Below are 24,806 nucleotides of genomic sequence, written 5' to 3'. Positions count from 1 at the left end.
TAGAAGCGCGCGGGAGGCGGGGCATCGGCCTCGGGGGTCGGCACATGGACCTAGGACCTCCGGCCCGGGTCACCTCTCCCTGGGGGCGCTTACAGTGAGGGCGTGACGGCGGAACACCCCGGCATCGAGGACGCGTACGGCGCGGAGCAGGCGGGCGAGCGGGACGCGGTGCTGCACGCGGTCAGCTCGGCGGTGCTGGCGGTGACGCGGCACCTGTCGGTGCGCGAGGTGCTGCAGGTGATCGTGCGGTCGGCGCAGACGTTGCTGGACGCCCGGTACGCCGCGCTCGGCGTGCCGGACGACGACGGGTCGTTCGCCGAGTTCGTCGCCGAGGGGGTGTCGGACCGGCAGTGGGAGGCCATCGGGCCGCTGCCGCGGCAGCACGGCATGCTGGCGGCGCTGCTGCGGGAGGCGGCGCCGGTGCGGCTGGCGGACATCCGGCAGGATCCGCGGTTCGGCTGGTGGCCGGCCGCGCATCCGGTGCTGAAGGACTTCATCGGGGTGCCGATCAAGGACGGGGAGAACGTGCTCGGCATCCTGTTCCTGTCCAACAAGCGGGGTCCCGGGGGGTTCACGCGGCGGGACGAGAGCCTGCTGGTGCTGTTCGCGGCGCACGCGGCCATCGCGATGACCAACGCGCGGCTGTACGAGTGCGTGCGGGAGCTGACGGTGTCGGAGGAGCGGACGCGGATGGCGCGCGAGCTGCACGACGCGGTGACGCAGAAGCTGTTCTCGTTGCGGCTGACCGCGCAGGCGGCGTCGGCGCTGCTGGACGCCGACGTCGAGCGGGCCCGCGCCGAGATCGACACCGTGCGGCGGCTGGCGGGGGAGGCGCTGGCGGAGCTGCGTGCCGTCATCGTGGAGATGCGCCCCGCCGAGCTGGACCGGCACGGGCTGTGTGAGACGTTGCGCAAGCATGTCTCGCTGCTGGACCGGCTCTCCCCGGTGGAGATGTCGTTCGAGGGCTCCGTGGTGGAGGACCTGACGCCGGACACCGAGGTGACGGTGCTGCGGGTGGCGCAGGAGTCGCTGCACAACGCGCTGCGGCACGCGAACGCGTCGGCCATCCGTGTCACGCTGACGACGGTGGGGGCGTGCGTGGTGCTCGAGGTGCGGGACGACGGGGACGGGTTCGTGGTGGAGGAGCCGACGTTGCGGGGCCTTGGGTTGTTGTCCATGAAGGACCGGGCGGAGGTGCTGGAGGGGACCTTGACGGTCGTGTCGGCGCCGGGGAAGGGGACCGTGGTGCGGCTGGAGGTGCCGCGGTGATCCGGGTGGTGATCGCGGACGACCACCCGGTGGTGCGGCAGGGACTGCGGACGTTCCTGGGGTTGCAGGACGATCTCGACGTGGTGGGGGAGGCGTGCGACGGGGCCGAGGCGGTCGCGCTGGTCGGGTCCCTGGCCCCTGACGTGCTGCTGCTGGATCTGAAGATGCCCGTGCTGGACGGTCTCGGGGCGCTCCGGGAGCTTTCCGGGCGGGGGGACCCGACCCGGGTGATCGTGCTGACGTCGGTGAGCGACCGGGGGGATGTGGCGCCCGCCATGCGGTCGGGGGCCGCCGGGTTCCTCTACAAGGACGTGGATCCCGAGGCGCTGGTGCAGGCCGTCCGGGCGGTGCACGGCGGTCAGGTGCTGCTGGCCCCCGAGGCGGCCGACGCCATGCTCGCCGGGCCGTCCGCCCCGGCGTCCGCGCCGCCGTCCATCGCGGTGCTCACCGAACGGGAGCGTGAGGTTCTGGCCCTCATCGCCTCCGGCCGGTCCAACCGCGAGATCGCCAGGGAGCTGCTCGTCGCCGAGAAGACGGTGAAGACGCACGTCTCCAACGTCCTCATGAAACTGGGCGTGCAGGACCGCACCCAGGCCGCCCTCTACGCCGTCCGCCACGGCCTCGCCTGAGCCGGTTCTGAGACGGTCGTTGTCGGCGTCACCAGGGATGGGGATAATTTGTGAGAGGCCGCGTGGGAGCGCTCCCACTCGGCCCGGCCACGTCGCGGACCAACCCCCGGAGGAACCGTGCGCCACCGTCTCGCCCGCGCCTCACTGATCGCCGCCCTCGCCTTCGGCCTCACCGGCCTGGGAGGCACCCTCACCGCCGCTCCCGCGTCCGCCGATCTCCAGCTCACCCGGATCGGCGACCACCTCCAGCCCGAGTCCTGCCGGATCTGGGGAGAGATGGGCCAGCGTGCCGGCTGGTGGACCGTCTGGTGGTGCAGCTACGTCGACTACAGCACACCCAACGGCTACGAGCTCTGGGCGTACAAGGTGGTCTGACCGCCTGACGCCGTCTCCCGGGGCCGGAAGGAGAACCCCGGCCCCGGGAGGGATGTCAGTGAGGACGGGGAGAGTGGCGGGGGTCCAGCACGCTGTTGTGGGCGGCCACGCGGGCGCGGCGGATGGCGTGGTCGAGGTTTCTGAGTGCTTCGTCCCGGGTGGTGATCTGGGTCGAGGTGAGGCCCCGTTCCCTGGCCACGCGGACGGCGGTGGCGAGGCGGGCGGTGAGGGCGGCCACCCGGTGGGCCCGTGCGGGGTAGCCGGGAGCCAGGCCCTCGTCGGCGTGGGGGAGGGACGGATGGGACTGGCCGGGGCCGTCCACGGTCAGCAGCGCGTCCGTGGCGGAGCGCATGGCCGTGGTGAGGGCGTGCTCGGCCTCGGGGAGGGCGGGGACGTCGGGGGGCGTGACGCTGGCCTCCATGGCGGTCCAGCGGATGCCGGCGTACGAGGAGCCGCGGCGGTCCAGGGAGGGCACCAGGCCCGCGCACCGCTCGGGAAGCACGGCGGTGACGGCCTGGCCCGCCTCGATGGCGGCGACGGTGAAGGGAGCCGGCCCGGTGAGACCGAGAGGGTCGCCGGCGGCGGGCAGGGAGAGCCGCAGGGCGCTCATGCCTTCGACCCGCAGATCGGCGAGGTAGGCCCGCAGCGTCACCTCGGTGCCACCGGAGGCGACGACCTGGGGTCCACCCGCGCGCTCCAGCCGGTCGACGGCCTCGTCCAGACCGGCGTGCCCGGTGAGCCAGGCGTTGCCCCAGGCTACCAAGGTGGTGGAGATCGGTGAATCGGGGTGCACCGGACCACGATATGCGCTGATGCTGCAATAGGTTTGGTCCGGAGCGACACCGGGCGGGGCGGCCCGCCGGGTGGAGCCGGGCGGCGTGGCGACCCCGCGTCCGCCCGGATCGAGATGTCAGGAGGTAGTCGGGATGGGTGGTCAGGTGCTTCGGCTCCAGGATGTCGCCGTCCGCAGAGATGGCGCCGCCCTGTTGCGGGGCATCGACTGGACCGTCGAGGAGGACGAGCGCTGGGTCGTGATCGGCCCCAACGGCGCGGGGAAGACGACGCTGCTGCAGGTCGCGGCGGCGTTGCTGTATCCCAGCGACGGCTCGGTGGAGATCCTCGGCGAGACGCTCGGCAAGACGGACGTGTTCGAGCTGCGCCCCCGCATCGGGCTGGCCAGCGCGTCCATCGCGGAGCGCGTGCCGTCTGATGAGAAGGTCATCGACCTGGTGCTCACCGCGTCGTACGCCATCCTCGGCCGCTGGGACGAGGAGTACGACTCGGGGGACGTCACCCGTGCGGTGGAGCTGATCGACCAGCTCGGCTGCGCCCACCTGATCCGGCGCAAGTTCGGCACGCTGTCGGAGGGCGAGCGCAAGCGTGTGCAGATCGCCCGCGCGCTGATGCCCGACCCGGAGCTCCTGCTGCTGGACGAGCCGGCCGCCGGCCTGGACCTCGGCGGGCGCGAGGACCTGGTGCGGCGCCTGTCCGCGCTGGCGTACGACGCGAAGGCGCCGGCGATGGTGCTGGTCACCCACCACGTGGAGGAGGTGCCGAGCGGGTTCACCCACGTGCTGCTGCTGCGGCACGGCTCGGTGGTGGCGCAGGGGCCGATCGAGTACGTGATGACCGCCGACAACCTGTCGCGCACCTTCGGTGTGCCGCTGAGCTTGGAGACCAGCGCGGACGGCCGGTGGTACGCCCGCGCGCTGCCGGGGTGACCCTTCCGGTACGGGCCATGCCGGGCACGTGGTTGCCGACCACGTAAAGCGTGGACCAAATATCATTCCGGCCGGGGGACATCTGAATCGTCCGGTCGGAGCAGCCAATGACTCAGCTCATCGTCGCCGCGGTACTGGTGGCATTATCCGGTTACGCGCTGTATCGGACGATACGCACCGTGCCGCAGGGCCAGGCGTACATCATCGAGCGCCTCGGGCGGTACCACCGCACGCTCGGGCCCGGCATGAACGTCGTGGTGCCGTTCGTCGACCGCGTCCGCACGATCGTGGACCTCCGCGAGCAGGTGGTCTCCTTCCCGCCCGCGCCGGTGACCACCTCGGACAACCTGGTGCTGTCCGTCGACACGGTGATCTACTACCAGGTCACCGACCCCAGGGCCGCGACGTACGAGATCGCCGGCTTCCTCACCGCGGTGGAGCAGCTCACCGTCACCACCCTGCGCGACGTCGTCGGCGGCATGGGCCTCGAACGCACGCTCACCTCGCGCGACACGATCAACTCCGAGCTGCGCGACGTGGTGGCCGAGGCGGCGGGCCGGTGGGGGGTCAAGGTCAACCGCGTGGAGCTCAAGGCCATCGACCCGCCCTCCTCCATCCAGGACTCGGTGGAGCGGCAGATGCGCGCCGAGCGGGACAAGGCCGCGGCCGTCCTGACCGCCGAGGGCCAGAAGCAGTCCGCCGTCCTCACCGCGGAGGGCGAGCGCCAGGCCGCCGTGCTCAAGGCCCGCGGCGAGGCCGAGGCCGCCGTCCTGCGCGCCCAGGCGGACGCCGAGGCCCAGGCCATGCGCGCCAAGGGCCAGGCCGACGCGATCGCCATGATCTTCCAGGCCATCCACGAGGGCGACCCCGACCAGCAGTTGCTGGCGTACCGGTACCTCCAGACCCTCCCCGAGATCACCAAGGGTGACCCCGACAACGTGTGAATCGCCTCGTCCGGGGGCACGTGCCCCTGGAGTCCCATCGGTACGGTGTGTCCGTCTAATATCGGGCGAAGCCGTGCGAAAGGTGAAGTTTTGACGCCTTGGGAAGTGGTCGCGGCCCTGGTGGCGGGGGTCGCGGCGGGGGCGATCAACGCCGTGGTCGGGTCCGGGTCACTGATCACGTTCCCGACCCTGCTCGCGCTGGGCTACCCGCCCATCGTCGCCAACGTCTCCAACAACGTCGGCCTGGTCGCCGGCGGGGTGACCGGGGTGATCGGGTACCGCGACGAGCTGAAGGGCCAGCGGGACCGCCTGGTCCGCCTCGGCGCCGGGTCGGTGTCCGGCGCGGTGTCCGGCGGCCTGCTGCTCCTGGTGCTCCCCGCCGAGGCGTTCCACGTGATCGTCCCGGCCCTGATCGCGATCGCGTGCGTGCTGGTCGTCCTGCAGCCGAGGCTGAACGCCTGGCTGGCCGACCGCCGCGAGACCGCGCGCCCGCACGGCGGTTTCTGGTTGTGGCTCGGCATCTTCGTGGCCGGCGTGTACGGCGGCTACTTCGGCGCCGCCCAGGGCGTGGTCCTCATCGCCCTGCTCGGCATCTTCCTCGACGACCACCTCCAGCGCGTCAACGCCGCCAAGAACATGTTGTCCCTCCTGGTGAACTCGGCGGCCGCCGTCCTGTTCGCCCTGTTCGCCCCGGTCGATTGGTGGGCCGTCCTGTGGATCTCCCTAGGCTCCACCCTCGGCGGCTTCCTCGGCGCCGGCGTGGGCCGCCGCCTGTCCCCTCGCCTCCTCCGGGGAGTGATCGTCGTCGTGGGTGTGGTGGCGATTATCAAACTGGTGTACGGATAATCCCAGCCCCGGATGGGTATTTACCTGGACATGAAGGGTGACCGGGTCGAGATCGTCATCGACGCAGGCGGTACGCCGCGCACCTACGAAGTGATCGCCACCAAGGCCGGCCGACGGGTGGACGTGGCCACCCGCCGCGGCCTGATCGAAGTGACCGAAGTGACCAGGACCGGCACCCCGGTCCGCACCGCCCGTTTCATGGCCAGCCGCATCCTCGCCCTGGTCGAGTACCCGGCGGCGGACGGCGAGGCCGCCGACCCCGACGAGTGATCCCCCCGGTCCCGCGAGGCGCGTCAGGCCTGGCGGGGCCGGACCTGCACCACCCCGTCGCCTCTCACGTTGACCTCGAAGGCCGGTTGCGGTGAGGTGGCGGGGCCGTGGACCACGGCGCCGTCCTCTATGCGGAAGACGCTGCCGTGCCACGGACAGACCACGCAGGCCTCGTCGTTCTCCAGCACCAGGCGGCCCTGGTGCAGGGGGCCGGCCAGGTGGGAGCAGCGGTCGGCCAGGACCTTCACCTGGGCGCCGTGGCGCAGGACGAAGAGCTGGATGTAGCCGAGGCGGCGGGTCACCGGGCGGCCGTCCGGCAGGTCCCAGAGGCGGCAGAGGTCGTGCCAGCCCAGGGGGACCAGGTGGGTCAGCGGCTCGGCGTGTGAGGGGCCGGCGGTCATGCGGTAGGCCAGGTGGCCGCCGAGGAACCCGCCCACGCCCGCCGCGGCGAGGCCCAGGAAGCCGAGGGCTCGGCCGGCCTTCGGGCGGCCGGTCACGCGCAGCCACAACGAGCCGGTGTAGAGGCTCAGGGCGGCGACGTTGACCACGGAGTGGACGAACCCCACGCGTTGCTGCTCGCGGTGCAGGACGGACCAGTCGGTGATGCCCGCGGCGGCGGTCGGCAGGGCGCTCACCAGGCCGGTGGCGAGGACGGCACGGGTGGCCCGGGGGTCGGCGTCGATGACGTCGAGGACGGCCGTGGCGGTCCAGCAGCCGAGGCTCACGGTGGCGAGCGGCGGGTGCAGCGGGTGGCCGGTGGGCACGCCGTGCAGCGCGTCCCGCAGGGGATGACCGGCGGGCAGGACCCGGCGGACGGCCTTGGCGAGGCCCTGGGTGATCCGGTCAAGGGCGCTCATGTGCTCCAGGCGCTCGGTGAGGCCGTCCGGCAGCGACATGCGCCCGAGCCCCAGGGTTTCCCGGAGCGTCCGGCGCCGCGAGTTGATCGAATTCGAAGTTTCCTCCACTTTCGCCCCCTCTTGCCTAAGGGACGTACCCCTGTGACTCCGGGGAAACACCGTGCTTCGTCCAGGCTACCGGTGCCGGCTCAGGCGGGCGTGAGGGTGACCGGCACTCCGTTGAACACGGCGTTCCCCGACAGCGGGTCGACCACGGACGCGTCGGTCAGCACGTTGGCGCTCACCCCGGCGTGTTCCGCCGCCACCGCCTGGGTGGTGCCCGCGTGTCCCCAGCCGTGCGGCAGGCTCACCACCCCGCGCATGATCGTGTCGGTCGTCTCCACCGGGACGGTGAGCTCCCCGGCCGCCGACCGCACCACCGCCCGGCCGTCCAGCCCGAGCCGCTCGGCGTCGTCCGGGTGGATCTGCAGCGTGCACCGGTTGCTGCCGCCCACCAGCGGCGCCACGTTGTGCATCCAACTGTTGTTGGAGCGCAGGTGCCGCCGCCCGATCAGCACGAACGGGCTCGCCTCCCGCCCGAGCGCCTCCCGCAGCCGCGCCACGTCCGCCGTGATCGTCTCCGGGGCCAGCTCCACGGCCCCCGACGCCGTCCGCAGCACCTCGCCGAGCCGCGGCCGCAGCGGCCCGAGGTCCAGCCCGTGCGGGTGCTCACGCAGCGTGGCCAGCGACAGCCCGTCCCCGCCGGACGCCCCGTCGTACGGCAGCCGCCCGCCCCACGCACCGTACGGCCCGAGGCGCAGCATGGCGTCCAGCCGGAGCTCCGCCCCCGTGGTCCCGGTGAGCAGGGCCCGCAGCTCGGCGGGATCGCGCCCCTCCACCGGCGAACCGGGCGTCTCCACCGCCTTGCGCAGCGTCTGGTCCAGGATCAGCTCGTCCAGCAGGCCGGGGTCGGCCTCCGCTCCCTGCCCGGACGCGATCATGGCCAGCCGGGCGAGGATCTGCGACTCCGACGGCCGGTCCTCCGCCGTCGGCAGCACCGGCGGCGAGTACCGCGTGTAGTCGCGCACCGCGAAGCCGAGCAGCGCGAAGTCGTAGTGCCCGGACTGCAGCACCCGCGGCGGCGGCAGGATCACGTGCGCGTGCCGGGTGGTCTCGTTCAGGTACGGATCGACGCTCACCATGAAGTCCAGCCGGGCCAGCGCCCCGTCCAGCCGCGCGCCACCTGGCGCCGACAACACGGGGTTGCCCGCCACCGTGACCAGCGCCCGGATCTGCCCTTCCCCCGGCGTCTCGATCTCGTCGGCCAGCGTCGCCACCGGCAGTTCGCCGTTGGCCTCGGGCAGCCCGCGCACCCGGCTGTGCCAGCGGCCGGTGGTGTACGGACTGCGGCGCCGCGGCCCCTCGGTGGCCGGGCAGGGGAACATCGCCCCGCCGGGCCGGTCCAGGTTGCCGGTCAGCACGTTGAGCACGTCCACCAGCCACTGCGCCAGCGTGCCGAACTCCACCGTGCACGTGCCGATCCGCCCGTACACCGCGGCGGTGGGCGCGGCGGCCAGCTCCCGCGCCAGCCCGGAGATCCGCTCGGCGGGCACTCCGCACACCGCCGCGCAGGCCTCCGGGGTGAAGCCCGCCGCCGCCTCCTCCAGCTCCTCCAGCCCGGTCACCGGCACCCGCACGTCGGTCAGCTTCTCGGCGAACAGGGTGTGCACCATGCCCATCAGCAGGTGCGCGTCGGTCCCCGGCCGGGCGAACACGTGCTCGTCCGCGAGCGCGGCCGTGCGGGTGCGGCGCGGGTCCACGACCACCAGGCGTCCCCCGCGCGCCCGCAGGGCCTTCAGACGGCCGGGGAAGTCCGGCGCGGTGCACAGCGACCCGTTGGACTCCAGCGGGTTGGCGCCGAGCATCAGCAGGAAGTCCGTGCGGTCCAGGTCCGGCACCGGGATGGCCAGCGGGTCTCCGAACATCAGCCCCGCCGACACGTGCTTCGGCATCTGGTCGGCCGTGCTGGCCGAGTACACCTGCCGGGTGCCGAGCGACCTGATGAGCGCGGTGCCGTACAGCGTGCCCGCCATGGTGTGGGCGCTCGGGTTGCCGAGGTACACCGCCCGGGAGGGCCCCGGCACGGCGCCGAGCCCCCGCTCCACGGCCGCGAACGCCTCGGGCCAGCTCACCTCGTGCCACGCCCCGTCCCGGCGCACCAGCGGGGCGCTCAGCCGGTCGGGGTCCTCGTCCAGCCGGCCGAGGCTCGCCCCCTTGGGGCAGATGAAGCCCTTGCTGAACGGGTCGGCGTCGTCGCCGCGCACCCCGGTCACCCGGCCGCCGTCGTCGAGCGTGATCGTCAGGCCGCAGACGGCTTCGCACAGCGGGCAGGTCCGGTGGGCGGTACGCATGAACGCCTCCTGAGTTCGTCCGATGAACTCATCTTTGCCGCCCGAAGCCGCCCTGGGAAGCCACACGTGTGGGATCTGTGTGGAGCGGTGTGGCGCAGGGCGGGTGAACCGTGGAGCGGGTGCGGAGAAGCGTGGCACGGCAAACCCTGAGAAACCGGAACGCTCTTGGTACCGTGGTGCCGCCATCGTGCCCTTCGGTGGCACGCAAGTGTTTCACCCCCCCGCCGGGCCCGGAGGTGGCAGCCTTCGGCCCGGCCACTCCGCCTCCGGCCGCCCGTGCCGGTGTCGCACCCCGGGCGGCGGATCGGGCGTAGTGGAGCGAGAGCGCGAAAGGCCCGCCGTCATGGAGTGACGGCGGGCCCTTTCTCTCACCCTGGGAGCGTGGTCCTGCCCCGCGAGCGCGGTCAGACGACGCCGAGGCCGGTGGCGACGCCCTCGCCGAGGTCCTTGTGGACGTTGGTCCAGTACTCGACCACGCGCTTCTTCATCTCGGCGGTCACCTCGGGGGCCGAGGCGTGGCCCACGATGTTGCTCACCAGGTGCTCGCGGTCGGTGCCGGACAACACGTTCTCCCACAGGGCACGCGGCTGCACGAAGTCGTCGTCCTCGGCGTGCTTGGTGTAGGCGCTGCGGATGATCTCGCCGGCGACGTGGTAGGAGTCGCCCGCGAACAACGAGGGGTCGGCCACCGGGCCGCCCTGGCTGTTCGGCGCGTACACCGGGTCGCCGGGGTTGCTGTACCGCATCTGGCCGTCCTTGTTGTAGCTGTGGACGTCCACCTTGGGCCGGTTGACCGGGAGCTGCAGGTAGTTGGCCCCGATGCGGTAGCGATGGGTGTCGGGATAGGAGAACAGGCGTCCCTGGAGCATCTTGTCGGGGGACGCCCCGATGCCCGGCACCATGTTGGCGGGCTCGAACGCGGCCTGCTCGACCTCGGCGAAGTAGTTCTCCGGGTTGCGGTTCAGCGTGAACCTGCCGATGGTGATCTCGGGGTAGTCGCCGTGCGGCCACACCTTGGTCAGGTCGAACGGGTTGAAGCGGTAGTCCGCCGCGGCCTCGAACGGCATGATCTGCACGTTCACCGTCCACGACGGGTGGTCACCGTTCTTGATCGCGGTGTGCAGGTCGCGGATGTGGTGGTCGGCGTCCTGGGCGATCACGGCGCCCGCCTCGGCGTCGGTGAAGTTGGCGACGCCCTGGTCGGTCTTGAAGTGGTACTTCACCCAGAACTTCTCGCCGCCCGCGTTGTACCAGAGGAACGTGTGGGACCCGAAGCCGTGCATGTGCCGCCAGCTCTTCGGGGTGCCGCGGTCGGTCATCAGGAAGGTGACCTGGTGGGCCGACTCCGGTGACAACGTCCAGAAGTCCCACTGCATGTTGTGGTCGCGCAGGTTGGTGTCGGCGCGGCGCTTCTGGCTGTGGATGAAGTCCTGGAACTTCTGGGGGTCGCGGATGAAGAAGATCGGGGTGTTGTTGCCCACGAGGTCGTAGTTGCCCTCGTCGGTGTAGAACTTGATCGCGAAGCCGCGGGGGTCGCGCTGGGTGTCGGGGCTGCCGAGCTCGCCCGCCACCGAGGAGAAGCGCAGGAAGAGATCGGTCTCCTTGCCCTTCTGGAAGAGGCCGGCCTTGGTGTACTGGCTCACGTCCTCGGTGATCTGGAGCACGCCGTACGCGCCGCCGCCCTTGGCGTGCACCACGCGCTCGGGCACACGCTCACGGTTGAACTGCGCCATCTTCTGGATGACGTAGTGGTCCTGAAGGAGCAAGGGGCCGTTCGGGCCCACCGATAGAGAGAACTCGTCGCTGGGCGCGGGAATGCCCGCGTCCGTGGTCGTGACGGGCCGGTCGGTCATCGTGCGGTCCTCCGGATCGCTCTAGGGAAAGGAGTGCGGTACCGCACTCCGTCACGTGCGTAGGGAGAGGCATTCGGGGCAGACGCCCCAATAGATGACATCGGCTTCTTCGGCGAGGTAGCCGGCGGCGTCCGCGGCATCGAGGCAGGGGGCGGCCCCGGTCGCGCGGACATCGAGGGGATCGCCGGCCCGGACCGTCCGCGGCATCGCCACCCGGGCCGCGGTCACCCGCGGCCCGGCCTGACGACGACGTTTCGGCATCCCCCACGTTCAACGACCCTAGAACCTAAACCTGAATGGTTCAAGTAAAGGAATCGTCCAAGTTAGATGAACTTCCTGCGCACTCGTGAGGCGGTGTCCAACTGAGGGCGGAAGATGGCATGCTCTGGAGCGATGAGAAGTCACCCCAGCCCACCCATAACGCCCCCGGACACCCCCCGGCGAAGCATGACCCTGCCCGGGTCCGCACGCCGCACGGCCGCCGTCGTGCTCGCCACGTCGGTCGTCGCCGCAGGCGCGGCGTGCTCGCCCGCCGAGTCGTCCGCACCGGACGGTGGCAAGGGCTCCGGCTCCTCCGCCACCTCCTCCTCCGGCGCCGGGCGCACCCCGCAGGCGGTGCGCCGTGAACCGTTCACCATCGCCTTCGGCGGCGACACCCACTTCGAGGGCATGCTGCGAGGCAGGCTCGCCAACCCGCGCACCGCGCTCGGGCCCATCGCCTCGGTGCTGAAGCGCGCCGACCTCGCCATGGTCAACCTGGAGACCGCCATCACCACCGGCGGCACCCCCGCGCCCGGCAAGCAGTACACCTTCCGTGCCCCGCCGAGCGCTCTCACCGCGCTCAAGGCCGCCGGCGTGGACGTCGCCTCCATGGCCAACAACCACGGCATGGACTACATGCAGTCCGGCCTGCGCGACTCCCTGGCCGCGATCCGCCGCGCCAAGTTCCCCGTCGTGGGCATCGGGAAGGACGCCGCCGAGGCGTACAAGCCGTTCCGCCGCACCGTCAACGGCAACCGCGTCGCCATCATCGGCGCCACCCAGGTGCTGGACTCGGAGTTCATCCAGGCGTGGACCGCGACCTCCACCCAGGGCGGCCTCGCCTCGGCCAAGAACGAGGCCCGGCTGATCCAGGCCGTCCGCCAGGCACGCAAGACGTCCGACACCGTGATCGTGCACCTGCACTGGGGCACCGAGCTGCAGGCCTGCCCCAACCCGGCCCAGCGGAGCCTCGCGCCCAAGCTGATCGCCGCCGGCGCCGACGTGATCGTCGGCGGCCACGCGCACATCCTGCTCGGCAGCGGCTACCTGCGCGGACGCTACGTCAACTACGGCATGGGCAACTTCGTCTTCTACAACTCCGGCCCGCAGACCGGCGCCACCGGCGTGCTCACCCTGACCATCCAGGGCCGCAAGGTGCTCAAGGACCAGTGGACCCCGGCCCGCATCAACAGCGGCATCCCGATCCCCCTCACCGGCCAGGCCCGCCGTTCCGCCATCTCCTCGTGGGGCGCGCTGCGGTCCTGCGCCGGGCTGTCCCCCGACCCCTGATTCCGGGGGTGACGTGCCGCGGTGCCGCTATGTGATTATTTGCCGCACCGAATCAGTGCCGCAATCGGACGACCCGCCGGGAAGCACTGACCAGAGGGCGATGAAGGGGCAATATGAAAGCTGTGACAGCCCTGCGATCTGACCCATGCGACGACGAGCAGCAGCAACCCCTGCGACGGCGTCCTTCTCAGCGCCGCAGCGCCCGCCGGGTGGAGCGCATGCTGGACGCCTGCGCCGAACTCCTCGACGAAGCCGGCTACGACGCGCTGTCCACCACACGCATCGCCGAGCGCGCCTCGGTGGCGATCGGCTCGGTCTACCAGTTCTTCCCCGACAAACGGGCCGTCACCCTGGCGCTGACCCAGCGCAACGTGGAGCTGTTCATCTCCCGGGTCGGCCTGCGCTTCATGAACGAGCAGTACACCAGATGGTGGCACGCGGTGGACGCCATCATCGACGAGTACGTCGACATGCACAGGACCGTTCCAGGTTTCCGTGCCCTGCGGTTCGGCGACGCCGTGGACCTCAACCTGCTCGACTCGGCGTCCGAGAACAACATGGTCATCGCCGCGCGGTTACGCGAGCTGCTGCTCGCCGACTTCGGCATGGCCGACAGCGAGGAGCTCGACCTGTCCCTCACCGTCGCGGTCGAGGCCGGCGGCGCCGTGCTGGCGCTGGCGTTCCGCCGCGACCCGCAGGGGGCCCAGCCCTTGATCGACGAGGCCAAGCGCCTCATACGCGAATACCTGTCCAGCCAGCTCAGGGCCATGCAGCGCGCCCGGCGGTCCGCGAGCCTGGAGGCCGTCACCACCGGCCGGTAGTTCGTTATCTCCCTCCGCGGGGGACGAATATGGACGTGGTGACCTCGGGGACGCTGCAGGTGCCGGGGGCGCGCCTCTACTACGAGACGCGCGGCTCCGGGCAGGGGCTGCTCGTGCTGCAGGGCGCCGAGGGCGACGCCCGCCGCGCCGGCGACCTCGTGCGGCGGCTCGCCGAGCACTACACGGTGATCACCTACGACCGGCGCGGCCTGTCCCGCAGCACCCTGGCCGGCCCCGGCGCCCCGTGCTCAGGGCCGCCCAGCATGGAGACCCACGCCGACGACGCCTGGCACCTGCTGGTCGCGCTGGCCGGTGAGCCGGTGCGGGTGTTCGGCTCCAGCCTGGGCGGCCTCGTCGGGCTGGTCCTCGCCGCCCGCCACCCCCGGTGGGTCCGCCGGCTCGTCACCCACGAACCGCCCGCGATCGCGCTGCTCCCCGACACCGAGCGGGCGGACGCCGAGGTGCTGATCGACGGCCTGCTGCGGGTCTACCGCGAGGACGGCTGGGTCGCGGCGTTCAAGAGACTCGCCGAGATCACCGGCGCCGCCACCGAGAGCAGGGAACCGGGAGCCGAGCTGCCGCCCCCGCTGTCCATGGAGCGCATCGCCAACTTCCACTACTTCTTCACCTACGACGTGCCCGCCATGCGCCGCTGCACCCTGGACGCCGCCGCCCTGTCCGCCGTCCCCGTGCCGATCGTCCCCGCCGTCGGCGACACCGCCTCGCGCCGCTTCTTCGACCGCGCCTGCGCCGAACGCCTCGCCGTCGCCCTCGGCACCTCGCTCCGCGAGTTCCCCGGCGGCCACAACGGCCCCACGACCCACCCGAAGGCGTTCGCGGCACGCCTCCTGGAGGTCCTCTAGTCGGGACGACTCACCCGCGGGCGTTCGCGGCGGCTCCTGGAGGTCCTCCAGCCCGGTCACCTGCCGCTCGGGGCCGGCCACGGCCGTTCCTCCGGCCCGCAGGTGGCCGAGTCACGCCGGACGATCTGACGGGCGGCCTGCAGGTCGGCTTTCAGCCGCACCACTTCGTGATGATGGCGGTCGGCCGCCTCAAGGCGGGCGGTGGCGTAACCGAGGGTTCCCGGGATCACCGCGGCGGTGATGGCGGCGCAAGCGAGGGCGAAGGTGGTCTGCCAGGAGATGTCCATCGCAGCTCCCTCGAACGGGCGAGCTTCCAGGCGATGGGGAGATGCCCCCCTGTCCCGAACGCCACGCGGAGCGTACCCGAACATGTGCGAATCGCTACCGAAGCAATGCCCGGCGAAGTCGAGCGTCGCTCGGTAATCTCGTCCTTGTGGCACATGTGACTCGAGAGCAGCTAGATCGGCTCCTGGAGCAGGCGCTCCTGAACGACGACCACGGCGCCCTGGCCGATCGCCTCGACACCCTGGCCCGCGGTTACACCTCGGGAGACGTGTCCCGCGCCGCGATCCTGGTCCTGACCGCCGAGGAATGGCGCCAGGCAGGCCAGCCCGCCCGCGCCCTGGACTGCTACCAGCGCGCCCTGGACGACGGCGGCGAAGTCCCGGTCGACCCCCGCGCCGGCATCGCCGACACCCTCTTCGAACTCGACCGCCCCGACGAGGCCCGAGACCTGATCGACTCCATCAAATCCACCCCACCCGTCTCCCCCTCCACCGCCTTACACGTAGCCGAGACCCTCCTGGCCTACGGCGACCTCACCGCCGCCCACGACTGGGCCACCGAGGGCATCCTCACCGGCGACGACACGGGAACCACCCGCGACGCTTTGCTCCGCACCCGCTACCGCATCCGCGTCGACCTCGGCCTCCCCGAGGACGACCTGGACGCCCTGCTGGACGCGACCCGCTAGACCCGGCCCACGTCGAACACGACGACCCCACGCGCCGTCCCGGCCACGAGCATCCGGCCGGCGAAGGTCAGCGCGCGCACGTCGGTCCCGACCGGCATGGTGGAGATCGCCCGGCCTGTCTCCGGGTCCCAGAGCCGGATCGTGCCGTCGTACCCGCCTCCGGCCAGCACGGCCCGCCCACCGGGCAGCAGCGTGGACGCCAGCGCCGTCACCCAGCCGGTGTGTCCGGTGAGGACGGCCCGGCACCGCGCGGTCCGCGGATCCCACAGCCGCACGGTGCCGTCATGCCCGGCGCTGGCGAGCTGGGGACCGCCGGGGGCCGGTACGACGGCGAGTGCCATCAGCGCACCCGTGTGCCCGGTGAGCCTGCCCCGCGCGCCGCCGCCGGCCGGGTCCCACAGCCCCACCGTGCGGTCCGTTCCCGCGCTGGCGAGCAAGGGTGTGCCGTCGCCCAGGGTCAGGAAGACCAGGGCGGTCACCGCGCTGGAGTGCGCCACGAAATCGGCGTACTTCGAGCCTTTCGCCAGATTCCACAGCCGGATGCTTCCTTCGGACCCGATATGGTCCGGCCGCCGCTTGCGATGGTCTCCCGCGGTGGCCGCGACGACCGTGCCATCGGGGAGGTTGGTGACGGCGAGCGCCTTCACGGTTCCCTGGTGTTTCTTGCGAGCGATCTCAAGGACCGCGCGCCGGCCGCCGGAGGGCGGGTTCCACAACCGGAGGGTCATGTCGTGTCCCACACTGACCAGCAGCGGTGTGCCGTCGGCCCAGGTGGCGAAGGCCAGCCCGCTCACCGAGCCGGAGTGGCCCTTGGGGGCGGCGACGGGTGTGCCGTCAGGGTGCCAGCACTTGATGCGCCCGTCGGTGTAGCCCACGGCCACGACCGGGTCCCCGTCCGGCGGCCTGCCGTACGCCAGGGAACTCGCTCCGGCGGTGTGCCCGGTGGAGCTGCCGGCGTGTCCGACGCTGCCCGACCCCCACAACCGGACGGTGTGGTCGTTCGCGGCGCTGGCGAGCACAAGCGTGTCATCGGGCATGACGGTGGCGGCCAGGGCGTTCACCCAGGCCGTGTGGCCGGTGTACGTACGGCGCGGGGCGGGCTCCCCCGCGATCCATATCCGTACGCCGCCACCGGATCCGGCGCTGGCCATGAGCGGGGTCCCATCGGGCAACGCGGCGAAGGCCAGGGCGTTCACCCACGCGCTGTGACCGGTCATCACGGAGTGGGGTACGGCGCGGACCGGGTCCCACAATCGGAGAGTGCCGTCCGTGTCCGAACTGGCCAGCAGGAAGGTGCCGTCCGGCAGGGTGACGAACGTCAGCGCGGTCACCCAGTTGGTATGGCCGGTGAGCGACGTGCCGCTGCGGGCCACCGGGTTCCACAACCGCACGGTCATGTCGCTTCCGCCGCTTGCCAGCAAGGGGGTGCCGTCCGGGAGCAGAGCAGAGGCCAGTGCGTTCACCGGTCCGAGGTGGCCGGTGAGGGGAGGGCGGCGGCGCCCGGTGCCGATCTCCCACAGGTGGATGCTGCCGTTGCTGTCGCCGGCGGCCAGCAGCACGTCATCGGAGGGGGCGAGGAACGCCAGTGCCTTCACCGTGCCGCTGCGCCCGGTCAGGACGCGGCCCGGCGCCGCGGTCGCCGGATCCCACAGCCGGACGGTACGGTCGGCGCTCCCGCTGGCCAGCAGGACCGGCCCGTCGGCCGGCGTGAACGAGGCCAGCGACTCCACCGTCCCAGTGTGCCCGGTGAAGGTGGTGTGCACCTCGGTGGTGACCGGATCCCACAGCCGGACGGTCCCGTCGTCCCCGCCGCTGGCCAGCAGCCGTACCCCGCCGGGCAAGGTGACGAAGGAGAGGGTGTGCACCCACCCCGTGTGCCCGATGAGCGTCCTGTGGAAATCCGAGGCGACGACCTCGGCCCACCGTACGGTGAGCGGCCGCCCGCCCGGCGCGGTCAGCCACCTCAACGCCTCCGGCTCGTCCTGCACGGCGATGGTGTGCAGGATGTTGCCCCGGTCCAGGGGATGGACGTCCGCCAGATACCGCGCGGCCCGCCAGTACGCCCGTGCCAGCGGGAACTGCCCGGCGTCGACCGTGCCCAGCACCTCCACCAGCCGTGCCGGGTCCGCGTGCGTCAGGTAACCGGCGTCCCACGCCAGCTCCCCGAGCTTCTTCCCAGCGGCCGCGTGCGCGGCCAGGTGGCGCGTCAGGTAGGGGTTCGCTGTGGGCCAGCCGTCGCGTCCGGCGAGCGTGCCCAGCAAGGCGTCGGTGACCCTGGCTTGGATCTCGGCCTCCCGCATCAACGGCTCCCGTGCAGGTAGTCCATCACGAGGACGCCCCGGGCCGTGCCCGCCACCAGTCGTTCGCCGGCGAACACCAAGGCGCGGACGGTGACCGACACCGGCAGGGTGTAGATGGGGCGGCCGGTGGACGGGTCCCATAGGCGGATGGTGCCGTCGTAGCCGGCGCTGGCGAGGAGGGCCGTTCCGTCGGGGAGAGTGGTGAAGGCCAGGGCCATGATCCAGCCGGTGTGGCCGTTCATGACGGTGCGGAGGCGTTTGGTGATCGGGTCCCAGAGGCGAACGGTGGCGTCGTAGCCGGCGCTGGCGAGGACCAGGGTGCCGTCGGGGAGGGTGGTGAAGGCCAGGGCGGTGACTGTGCGGCGGTGACCGGTCAGGGTGGCTCGGTGTTTCAGGGTGGCCGGGTTCCAGAGGCGGATGGTTGTGTCGTGCCCGGAGCTGGCCAGCAGAGGGGTCCCGTCGGGCAGGGCGGTGGCGGCCAGGGCGCTCATGCCGCTGGTGTGGCCGGTGAGGACACCGCGGGATCCGCCGGTGATCGGGTCCCACAGGCGGACGGCGCCTTCGTAGTCGCCGTCTTCTCTCTGCTCGTTTCCGGTGCCGGCCACGATAACGGTGCCGTCACGCAGGTGGCAGAAGGCCACCGCGTACACCGTGTTCGTATGCCCGGTTATCACCAAGCGGGTGGCGCCGCTACCGGGGTCCCATACGCGGATGGTGCTGTCATAGCTTCCGCTGGCCAGCAGCGTGGTGCCGTCCGGAAGGATGGTGAGGTCCAGTGCGTACACCTGGCCCTTGTGTCCGGAGAGGAGGCGCCGGGTGACGGCCGTCTCAGCGTCCAGCAGTTTGACGTCCGAACGTAGGCTGCCGCCGGCCAGCACGGGGTTGCCGTCCGGCAAGGTGGTCAAGGCGAGGGAGAACACTTCCGACGCGTCCTCGGCATCGTCGGCGAGAGGGGCCGGGGAGCTGGGGTCCCACAGGCGGACGGTGTGGTCGTTGCCCCCGGTGGCCATCAGCGAGGTGCCGCCGGGGAGAGTGCCGAACGCCACCGTGTACACCCACGCGGTGTGGCCGGTGCGGGTGGTGCCGTCCCGGCCGGTCAGGTCACGCAGGAGCGTCACGTCATTGGTGCTGGCGATGGCCGCCACAGGGGCGCCGCCGGGCAGGGGGGTGGAGGCGAGAGCGCTCACCCACGACCTGTGGCCCTCCAACGCGCCGAGATCGCGGCCTGTGGCAGGGTCCCACATCCTGATCACCCCGTTGGAGTCCCCGGTGAGCAGGACGGGGTCGCCGTCGGGTCCCGTGGTGAACGTCAGGGCGTTCACCCAGTTCTGGTGGCCCTTGAGCTCTCTGTGGGAGCCGGTGAGGGGGTCCCAGAGCCGCGCGGAGTTGTCGCTGCTGCCGCTGGCCATCACGGTGGTCCCACCGGTGAGGGTGACGAAGCCCAGGGCGTTCACGATGGCGCCGTGCCCCTTGAGGACGGTCAGGCGGCGTCCCGTGCACGGATCCGATACGTGGATGTTCCCGGCCAGGTCACCGCTCGCCAGCAGAGATGTGCCGTCCGGCAGGGTGGTGGACGCGAGGGAGTACACAGCGGCACCTTGGTGCTGGAGCGTGTCCAGCGGCACGGCGGCCGCCGGGTCCCACAACCGGACGTCAGCGTCCGTCCCGCCGCTGGCCAGCAACACCGTCCCGTCCCGCAAGGTGACCTGCGCCAGCCCTCGCACCGCACCGCTGTGCCCGGTCAGGGTGGTCCGCGGCGTGGCGCTCACCGGGTCCCACAGCCGTATGGTCCCGTCGTCCCCGCCGCTGGCGAGGAGCACCGTCCCGTCCGCCAGCGTGAGGAACTCCAGCGAGTAGACGGCCCCGGTGTGCCCGTAAAGCGTGCGATGGAAGTGCGAAGCCTGGAACCGCGCGTGCCGCACCGTCAACGGCGGCCCCACCGGCACGGAGATCCGCGCTACCGCGTCAGGCTCATCCTCCAGCGCCGTAGTCCGCAGGATGTTCGCCCGGTCCCCGACCGCCGAGTCCCGCAGATGATGCGCCGCCCGCCAGTACACCCGCGCCAGCGGATGCTCCGCCGGCTCCACCGCCCCCAGCACCTCCAGCAACCGCCCCGGCTCCGCGTGCACCACGAACTCCGCGTCCTCCACCAACTCCCCAAGCCGCCCCGCCCCCGCCGCGTGCACCGCCAGATGCCGCACCACGTACGGATCCGCCGTCCCCCACCCACCCGCGACGGTCCCCAGCAACGCCTCAGTGATCCGCCCCTGGATTCCCGCCTCACGCATCGATCCCCCCACCCGGCCCCTGAACACAGAACCAGACCGTACGTCCGCAGCCCCCATCCGCCCATCCCCACCCAGAAGCCGGCTCCCGCACCAGCCACAACCCCCGCCCACCACCCTCACACAACACATCCACCCGATTCACCATCAGCGGCACCCCTCCCCGCCCCGCGTTCCGCATCACGGAATCCGGGTGGCCAAGGCGCGGAAGTAGTCGGCGAAGGCCTGGTGGTAGAGGCGGTAGACGGCTTGGCCGTCTTCGCTGGATTCGCTGACGTGGTAGCCGGCTATGTCGAGGAGCCAGTCGATGTCGGCGGTGGTGTATTGCGTGCCGGTGGGGGAGAGAGCCGTGGCTACGGTGGGCCAGATCAGGTGGCGGGGGAAGCCGGCTCCTTCGGCCCAGGCCAGGGGGGACAGCAGTTCGCGGACTTTCCCTTCGTCTTCGCCGAAGCGGGCCAGGTCGGCGGCGAAGACGTCTGCCACCTCGCCGGAGAGCATTTGGGAGGCTTCTTCGGTGCCTAGGCGTAACGGGGTGGTGCGGGCCAGGAGGGCCCGGGTGACTATTCGGGCGAAGAGGAAGACGCCGGCGCTGGCTTCGGCTACGGCTTGGGCTGTGGCCTCGATGGTGGGGTGGGGGGCTGAGCGGTAGGGGGAGTTGGGGGTGCGGGTGAGGCGGCGGGTTACGTACTGTTCGATGTCCTGCTGGGTGTGGGGGTCGGTGTCGAGGACGACGGTGTGGTGGGCGTCGGGGGCGAGGAGGGTGGTCAATGGGCCGCGGCCGGGGGCGGTGGGGGTGGTCATCCAGGGGGCGTTGGGGCGGGTGCCTACCAGGACTCTGATGTCTTGTTGCTGGCCCAGGGGGCGGATGAGGTCGGTGGCTATTGCCAGGATGGCGTCGCGGCGGGCCTCGTCCAGGGCGTCGATGATGATGCGGACGGGGCGGTGCAGGGCCGTTATGCGGTCGATCAACTCGGCGCTGGAGCGCCAGCCGTCGGGGGGTGGGGGGATGTCGAGGCCGGAGGAGAGCAGGTCCCAGCAGTCGTGGAGGGACTTGTTCCTGGCGTGGAGGGCTACGTCTATCAGGCCCTCTCGGGGGATGGTGCCGGGGGCGGCGCCTTCCAGGGCGCCTTCCTGTTCGGCCAGTTCGCGGTAGGCGGGGTGGGACAGCGTGGCTATGCGGCCGAGGACGGCGGACTTGCCGGAACCCGGTTTGCCGGTGATGACGCGGAGGCCGTAGGCGCGGTCGGCGTCGAGCCAGGTCAGGAGGGTGCTGAGGATTCTTGTGCGGCCGACGAAGAACCAGCCCGTGCTGTCGACCTCTATGCCGCTGGCGGCGCGGCGGAAGTGGTCGCGCAGGCCGGTGTCGAGGATGCGTTGCTGGCGGCGGGCCTGGGTGTGGACGTCGTCGGTGGGGAGGACCATCGCCTTGGGGTTGGGGATGAGGCGTGGGGGGCTGCCGTAGGAGATGTGGCTGGCGCGGGAGAGGCCGAGGTGGTCGGCTTCCTTGTTGATCTCTTCGATGACCTGGAACGGGTAGACGTACTCGTTGCCGGGGGCCCAGTCGCGGGACGTGCCGCCGTTGCGGACGATGCTGACGAAGCGTTCGGCGAAGTGGCCGTCCTGGACCCGGTCGAACGGGCCGCAGGAGGCGATGATCGAGACGTTCGGGTCGCCGTCCGGGAAGGTCTGCTCCTTGATGGCGCGGAAGAGGAGGTCGGCGACCTCCAGGGCGGAGGTGCCGGAGTAGCACGCGTCGATGATCACTATGGCTTCGCGGACCTGCCAGACGGCCAGGTTGCTCGCCAGGTCGCGGGCGTTCACCGCGTTGAACGGGCCGAGCCCTCGTTCGGGAGGTGAGTTCTTCACCAGAAGGAAATCGCCGTGCGGCAGATGAACACCGTGGCCGGTCCAGTAGAGGACCAGGGAGGTCGGCCGGTCGCGTAAGGGGGCGCTGAGTGCGCCGACCACCTCCAGGAACGTGCCACCGCGGGCGAGCGCGGGGAGGTGCTGGGTGAGTTTGCAGGAGGCGAGGGCCGCACACAGGTCGGGGACGACGCGTTTGACGTGGTCCAGGTCGTCGTGGTGGTCGTAGTCCGCCATGCCGACGACGATGAACGCGCCGTGCGGTGCCTCTGTCATGGTCGGGGGTACTCCCGGGGATCGGCGGGCCTGGCAAGACCATGATGGCGCCGGGGGTCACCGGCTGACTACGGAAACACCATCAATCAGACGTATCCAGTGCCGTATCCAGGAACGTTCACCCAGTGCTTCGCCGTAGGACGGCGCCGGGATTCGCCGTACACCGTCCCGCCGGCGCGGCGCCGATGAGGTGAATCCGTCGGACGGCGGGGAGGGGGCGTCCGGCGAAGGTGAGTGGTCACCGCAGGTCGAAGGCGGTGACGCCGCGGGCGGTGCCGGCGAGGAGGTGGTGGCCGGCGAAGGCGAGGGAGTACACGACGGCGGAGAGGGGCATCGTGTCGACGGGGCGGGTGGTGGCGGGGTTCCAGAGGCGGACGGTGTGGTCGTCGCCGGCGGCGGCGAGCAGGGGGGTGCCGTCGGGGCGGGTGGTGGCGGCCAGGGTGCGGACGAGGTGGGCAGGGCCGGGGAGGGTGACGCAGGGGCGGCCGGTGGACGGGTTCCAGAGGCGGACGGTCCGGTCGCGCCCGGCGGTGGCGAGGAGCGGGGTGCCGTCGGGGAGGGGGATGGAGGTGAGTGCGTACGCCGGGCCTTCGTGGGCGGTGAGGACGGCGCGGGGGGCCGCCGCGACCGGGTCCCAGAGGCGGAGCGTGCCGTCGTACCCGGTGCTGGCGAGCAGCGGGGTGCCGTCGGGCAGGGTGGTGAAGGTCAGGGCGTACACCGGGCCTTCGTGGCCGGTGAGGGCGGCGTGGGCGGTGACGGCTCGGGGGTCCCAGAGCTGGATGACGTGGTCGTCCCCGGCGCTCGCGATCAGGGGGGTGCCGCCGGGCAGGGTGGTGGCGGCGAGGGCGCGCACCGAGCGGTTGGCGCCGACGAGGGCGGCGCGGGCGGTGCCGGTGGTGAGTTCCCAGAGCCAGACGGTGCGCTGCCGCCCCCCGGCCGCCAGCAGCGGGCTGCCGTCGGGGCAGGTGCAGGAGCTCAGGGCGTAGACGGAGGAGCTGAACCCCGGCAGGTACAGGTGCGGGGTGGCGTTCGCGGGGTCGCAGAGGCGGACGGACCGGCCGTCGCCGGGGACGGCGACCAGCGGTGTGCCGTCGGGCATGGTGACGCGGGCCAGCGCGTACACGGCGTCGTGGTCGCCGGTGAATGCGGCGCGGCCGGTGGCGGCGGCCGGGTTCCAGAGGCGGACGCTGGAGTCGTGCCCGGCGCTGGCCAGCAGAGGCACGCCGTTCGGCAGCGTGGTGTACGCGAGGGCCCGCACCGACCCGGTGTTCCCGTTCAGGCCGGTGTGGTGCGAGGTGGTCGCGTTCCACAGGCCGATGGTGTGGTCGTCCCCGGCGCTGGCCAGCGGCGGGGTGCCGAGGGTCTCGGCGGGGAAGGCCAGCGCGTTGACCGGGCCGGTGTGCCCGGTGAACGTCGGGTGCAGGGTGGTGCGGTGGGTGGCGGCGGCGGGGTTGCACACGCGGATGGTGCGGTCGTCCCCGGCGCTGGCCAGCAGTGGGACGCCGTGCGCGGGCGCGGTGAGGGCGAGCGCGTTGACCGGGTCGGTGTGCCCGACGAGGGTGACGCGGTGGGACGCGGTGGCCGGGTCCCATACGCGGACGGTGCGGTCGTCCCCCGCGCTGGCGAGCAGGGCGGCGCCGCTCGGGAGGGCGGCGAAGGCCAGCGCGTTGACCGGGGCGGTGTGGTCGGGGATGACGCGGTGGGTCGCGGTGGCGAGGTCCCAGATCCGTACGGTGCGGTCGGCCCCGGCGCCGGCCAGCAGCAGCCGGCCACCCGGCAGTGGGGCGAAGGCCAGGGCGTTGATGGGGCCGGTGTGCCCGGCGAGGGTGAGGAGGGTGGTCGTGGTGGCCGGGTCCCAGATCCTTATGATGCGGTCGTCCCCCGCGCCGGCCAGCACGAGGGTGCCGTCGGGCAGGGTGGTGAAGGCGAGGGCGTTGACCGGGCCGGTGTGGCCGAGCAGCGTCGTGTGGTGGCTTGCGGTGATCGGGTCCCAGATGCGGATGGTGCCGTCGTACCCGGCGCTGGCCAGCAGGACGGCCTCGTCGCCGGGGGACGTCACGGCCAGCGCGTACACCGCGCCGACGTGCCCGGTGAGCGTGCGGTGGAAGTCGGACCGGGTGTGCGAGGCCCAGCGGGCGGTGAGCGGGCGGGCGGGACGGCCGGTGAACCGCCGGATCGCGTCGGGTTCGTCCTCGACGGCGGTGGTGTGCAGGATGCCCGCCCGGTCGTGCGGGGCGGTGTCGCGCAGGTGGTGGGCCGCCCGCAGATAGGTGCGGGCCAGGGGAGGCAGGTCGGCGCCGGCGAGGCCGAGCGCTTCCAGGAGACGGGCCGGGTCGGCGTGCGCGAGGTAGCCGGGGTCGTCCGTCAGGTCCGGTAATCGGCCGCCGAGCGCCGCGTGGGCCGCGAGGTGGCGCAGCAGGTACGGGTCGGCGGCCTCCCAGTCCACGGTCCCACCGGGCCAGGTGCTCGGCTCCGGGACGCCGCGCGGCGGGCTCGCGGGTCCGGTGGCGCCACCATGCAGGGTCCTCGGCTCGGCGACGCCGCTCGGCCCGGAGGCGCCACCGGGCCGGGTCCTCGGGGCGGCGGCGACGAGGGCATCGGCGATTTTTCGGTGGATGTCCGATTCCCGCATCAGGGCGCGTCCGCGCGTGCGCGTTCGGTCATGGACCTGCCTGCCTCCCGGGTGCGAAACGGCTTGACGGGCCGGTAGGACCATGATG

At 72.0% G+C, this 24,806-nt stretch carries 21 protein-coding genes; 11 read left to right on the top strand and 10 right to left on the bottom strand.

Annotated elements, in window-relative coordinates:
• Positions 1–102 precede the first annotated feature (102 nt).
• The 3 genes from ABGB17_RS20180 (at position 103) to ABGB17_RS20170 (ending at position 2,273) form a co-directional block, all read left to right on the top strand.
• A complete protein-coding gene (locus tag ABGB17_RS20180) occupies positions 103–1,269 on the top strand; it encodes a GAF domain-containing sensor histidine kinase (protein WP_347631727.1) in 1,167 nt (388 codons plus the stop codon).
• Positions 1,266–1,898, top strand: coding sequence for a response regulator transcription factor (locus tag ABGB17_RS20175; protein WP_347631725.1), 633 nt, complete (start codon positions 1,266–1,268; stop codon positions 1,896–1,898). Before ABGB17_RS20180 ends, ABGB17_RS20175 begins: the two co-directional genes overlap by 4 nt.
• A 117-nt stretch (positions 1,899–2,015) precedes the next feature.
• Positions 2,016–2,273: a hypothetical protein gene (locus ABGB17_RS20170; protein WP_347631723.1), complete on the top strand. Its 258-nt coding sequence runs from the start codon at positions 2,016–2,018 to the stop codon at positions 2,271–2,273.
• Positions 2,274–2,328: 55 nt separating this feature from the next.
• On the opposite strand, the gene ABGB17_RS20165 is transcribed toward ABGB17_RS20170, so the two are convergent.
• A complete protein-coding gene (locus tag ABGB17_RS20165; protein WP_347631721.1) occupies positions 2,329–3,066 on the bottom strand; it encodes a hypothetical protein in 738 nt (245 codons plus the stop codon).
• Positions 3,067–3,199: 133 nt separating this feature from the next.
• Between ABGB17_RS20165 and ABGB17_RS20160 the strand changes: the two genes are divergently transcribed.
• The 4 genes from ABGB17_RS20160 to ABGB17_RS20145 all read left to right on the top strand — a co-directional run bounded on the left by ABGB17_RS20160 (position 3,200) and on the right by ABGB17_RS20145 (position 6,054).
• Positions 3,200–3,994, top strand: coding sequence for an ABC transporter ATP-binding protein (locus ABGB17_RS20160; RefSeq protein ID WP_347631719.1), 795 nt, complete (start codon positions 3,200–3,202; stop codon positions 3,992–3,994).
• Between the two features lie 107 nt (positions 3,995–4,101).
• Complete coding sequence (locus ABGB17_RS20155) at positions 4,102–4,938, top strand: SPFH domain-containing protein (RefSeq protein ID WP_347631717.1); 837 nt, start codon at positions 4,102–4,104, stop codon at positions 4,936–4,938.
• A 90-nt stretch (positions 4,939–5,028) separates the two neighbouring features.
• The gene (locus ABGB17_RS20150; protein ID WP_347631715.1) at positions 5,029–5,784 is read left to right on the top strand and encodes a sulfite exporter TauE/SafE family protein; all 756 of its coding nucleotides are present in this window, start codon (positions 5,029–5,031) and stop codon (positions 5,782–5,784) included.
• Between the two features lie 30 nt (positions 5,785–5,814).
• On the top strand, positions 5,815–6,054 hold the full coding sequence (locus ABGB17_RS20145) for a hypothetical protein (protein WP_347631713.1): 240 nt from the start codon (positions 5,815–5,817) through the stop codon (positions 6,052–6,054).
• Positions 6,055–6,077: 23 nt separating this feature from the next.
• On the opposite strand, the gene ABGB17_RS20140 is transcribed toward ABGB17_RS20145, so the two are convergent.
• The 4 genes from ABGB17_RS20140 to ABGB17_RS20125 all read right to left on the bottom strand — a co-directional run bounded on the left by ABGB17_RS20140 (position 6,078) and on the right by ABGB17_RS20125 (position 11,415).
• Entirely contained in the window at positions 6,078–7,019 is a 942-nt protein-coding gene (locus ABGB17_RS20140) for a Rieske 2Fe-2S domain-containing protein (protein ID WP_347631711.1), read from the bottom strand.
• Positions 7,020–7,099: 80 nt separating this feature from the next.
• Positions 7,100–9,301, bottom strand: a complete 2,202-nt coding sequence (locus ABGB17_RS20135; RefSeq protein WP_347631709.1) for a molybdopterin-dependent oxidoreductase — start codon at positions 9,299–9,301, stop codon at positions 7,100–7,102.
• A 404-nt stretch (positions 9,302–9,705) separates the two neighbouring features.
• On the bottom strand, positions 9,706–11,154 hold the full coding sequence (locus tag ABGB17_RS20130; protein ID WP_347631707.1) for a catalase: 1,449 nt from the start codon (positions 11,152–11,154) through the stop codon (positions 9,706–9,708).
• A gap of 51 nt (positions 11,155–11,205) precedes the next feature.
• Positions 11,206–11,415, bottom strand: a complete 210-nt coding sequence (locus tag ABGB17_RS20125) for a hypothetical protein (RefSeq protein WP_347631705.1) — start codon at positions 11,413–11,415, stop codon at positions 11,206–11,208.
• Positions 11,416–11,601: 186 nt separating this feature from the next.
• Here ABGB17_RS20125 and ABGB17_RS20120 point away from each other — a divergent pair, with 186 nt between their 5' ends.
• From ABGB17_RS20120 to ABGB17_RS20110, 3 genes are all read left to right on the top strand, one after another.
• Entirely contained in the window at positions 11,602–12,705 is a 1,104-nt protein-coding gene (locus ABGB17_RS20120) for a CapA family protein (RefSeq protein ID WP_347631703.1), read from the top strand.
• Between the two features lie 113 nt (positions 12,706–12,818).
• Complete coding sequence (locus ABGB17_RS20115) at positions 12,819–13,526, top strand: TetR/AcrR family transcriptional regulator (RefSeq protein ID WP_347631701.1); 708 nt, start codon at positions 12,819–12,821, stop codon at positions 13,524–13,526.
• Between the two features lie 29 nt (positions 13,527–13,555).
• On the top strand, positions 13,556–14,389 hold the full coding sequence (locus ABGB17_RS20110; protein ID WP_347631699.1) for an alpha/beta hydrolase: 834 nt from the start codon (positions 13,556–13,558) through the stop codon (positions 14,387–14,389).
• A 56-nt stretch (positions 14,390–14,445) separates the two neighbouring features.
• Here the strand turns inward: ABGB17_RS20110 and ABGB17_RS20105 are convergent, their stop codons facing one another.
• Positions 14,446–14,676 carry a hypothetical protein gene (locus ABGB17_RS20105; protein ID WP_347631697.1) on the bottom strand — a complete coding sequence of 77 codons (231 nt, stop codon included), beginning with the start codon at positions 14,674–14,676 and terminating at the stop codon, positions 14,446–14,448.
• Positions 14,677–14,822: 146 nt separating this feature from the next.
• Here ABGB17_RS20105 and ABGB17_RS20100 point away from each other — a divergent pair, with 146 nt between their 5' ends.
• Entirely contained in the window at positions 14,823–15,362 is a 540-nt protein-coding gene (locus tag ABGB17_RS20100; RefSeq protein WP_347631695.1) for a hypothetical protein, read from the top strand.
• On the opposite strand, the gene ABGB17_RS20095 is transcribed toward ABGB17_RS20100, so the two are convergent.
• The 4 genes from ABGB17_RS20095 to ABGB17_RS20080 form a co-directional block, all read right to left on the bottom strand.
• Positions 15,359–17,662: a WD40 repeat domain-containing protein gene (locus ABGB17_RS20095; protein WP_347631693.1), complete on the bottom strand. Its 2,304-nt coding sequence runs from the start codon at positions 17,660–17,662 to the stop codon at positions 15,359–15,361. The genes ABGB17_RS20100 and ABGB17_RS20095 overlap by 4 nt on opposite strands.
• Positions 17,662–19,950 carry a WD40 repeat domain-containing protein gene (locus tag ABGB17_RS20090; RefSeq protein ID WP_347631691.1) on the bottom strand — a complete coding sequence of 763 codons (2,289 nt, stop codon included), beginning with the start codon at positions 19,948–19,950 and terminating at the stop codon, positions 17,662–17,664. The genes ABGB17_RS20095 and ABGB17_RS20090 overlap by 1 nt, the downstream gene beginning before the upstream one ends.
• 177 nt (positions 19,951–20,127) lie before the next feature.
• Positions 20,128–22,086 (bottom strand): ATP-binding protein, encoded by a 1,959-nt coding sequence (locus tag ABGB17_RS20085; RefSeq protein ID WP_347631689.1) that lies wholly within the window; start codon positions 22,084–22,086, stop codon positions 20,128–20,130.
• Positions 22,087–22,324: 238 nt separating this feature from the next.
• Complete coding sequence (locus tag ABGB17_RS20080) at positions 22,325–24,718, bottom strand: WD40 repeat domain-containing protein (protein WP_347631687.1); 2,394 nt, start codon at positions 24,716–24,718, stop codon at positions 22,325–22,327.
• Positions 24,719–24,806 lie beyond the last annotated feature (88 nt).

The sequence above is a fragment of the Sphaerisporangium sp. B11E5 genome (genome assembly GCF_039871875.1).
Lineage (GTDB): Bacteria > Actinomycetota > Actinomycetes > Streptosporangiales > Streptosporangiaceae > Sphaerisporangium.
The sequence above is the reverse complement of the archived record's forward strand: the minus strand, read 5'-3'. Positions and strand labels throughout refer to the sequence as shown.

Excerpts from the sequence above, each read along its gene's own strand:
- ABGB17_RS20160 (WP_347631719.1), top strand. The coding sequence starts at position 3,200 with ATGGGTGGTCAGGTGCTTCGGCTCCAGGATGTCGCCGTCCGCAGAGAT.
- ABGB17_RS20155 (WP_347631717.1), top strand. The coding sequence starts at position 4,102 with ATGACTCAGCTCATCGTCGCCGCGGTACTGGTGGCATTATCCGGTTAC.
- ABGB17_RS20145 (WP_347631713.1), top strand. The coding sequence starts at position 5,815 with ATGAAGGGTGACCGGGTCGAGATCGTCATCGACGCAGGCGGTACGCCG.
- ABGB17_RS20135 (WP_347631709.1), bottom strand. The coding sequence starts at position 9,301 with ATGCGTACCGCCCACCGGACCTGCCCGCTGTGCGAAGCCGTCTGCGGC.
- ABGB17_RS20130 (WP_347631707.1), bottom strand. The coding sequence starts at position 11,154 with ATGACCGACCGGCCCGTCACGACCACGGACGCGGGCATTCCCGCGCCC.
- ABGB17_RS20125 (WP_347631705.1), bottom strand. The coding sequence starts at position 11,415 with ATGCCGAAACGTCGTCGTCAGGCCGGGCCGCGGGTGACCGCGGCCCGG.
- ABGB17_RS20120 (WP_347631703.1), top strand. The coding sequence starts at position 11,602 with ATGACCCTGCCCGGGTCCGCACGCCGCACGGCCGCCGTCGTGCTCGCC.
- ABGB17_RS20115 (WP_347631701.1), top strand. The coding sequence starts at position 12,819 with ATGAAAGCTGTGACAGCCCTGCGATCTGACCCATGCGACGACGAGCAG.
- ABGB17_RS20110 (WP_347631699.1), top strand. The coding sequence starts at position 13,556 with ATGGACGTGGTGACCTCGGGGACGCTGCAGGTGCCGGGGGCGCGCCTC.
- ABGB17_RS20105 (WP_347631697.1), bottom strand. The coding sequence starts at position 14,676 with ATGGACATCTCCTGGCAGACCACCTTCGCCCTCGCTTGCGCCGCCATC.
- ABGB17_RS20095 (WP_347631693.1), bottom strand. The coding sequence starts at position 17,662 with ATGCGGGAGGCCGAGATCCAAGCCAGGGTCACCGACGCCTTGCTGGGC.
- ABGB17_RS20090 (WP_347631691.1), bottom strand. The coding sequence starts at position 19,950 with ATGCGTGAGGCGGGAATCCAGGGGCGGATCACTGAGGCGTTGCTGGGG.
- ABGB17_RS20085 (WP_347631689.1), bottom strand. The coding sequence starts at position 22,086 with ATGACAGAGGCACCGCACGGCGCGTTCATCGTCGTCGGCATGGCGGAC.
- ABGB17_RS20080 (WP_347631687.1), bottom strand. The coding sequence starts at position 24,718 with ATGCGGGAATCGGACATCCACCGAAAAATCGCCGATGCCCTCGTCGCC.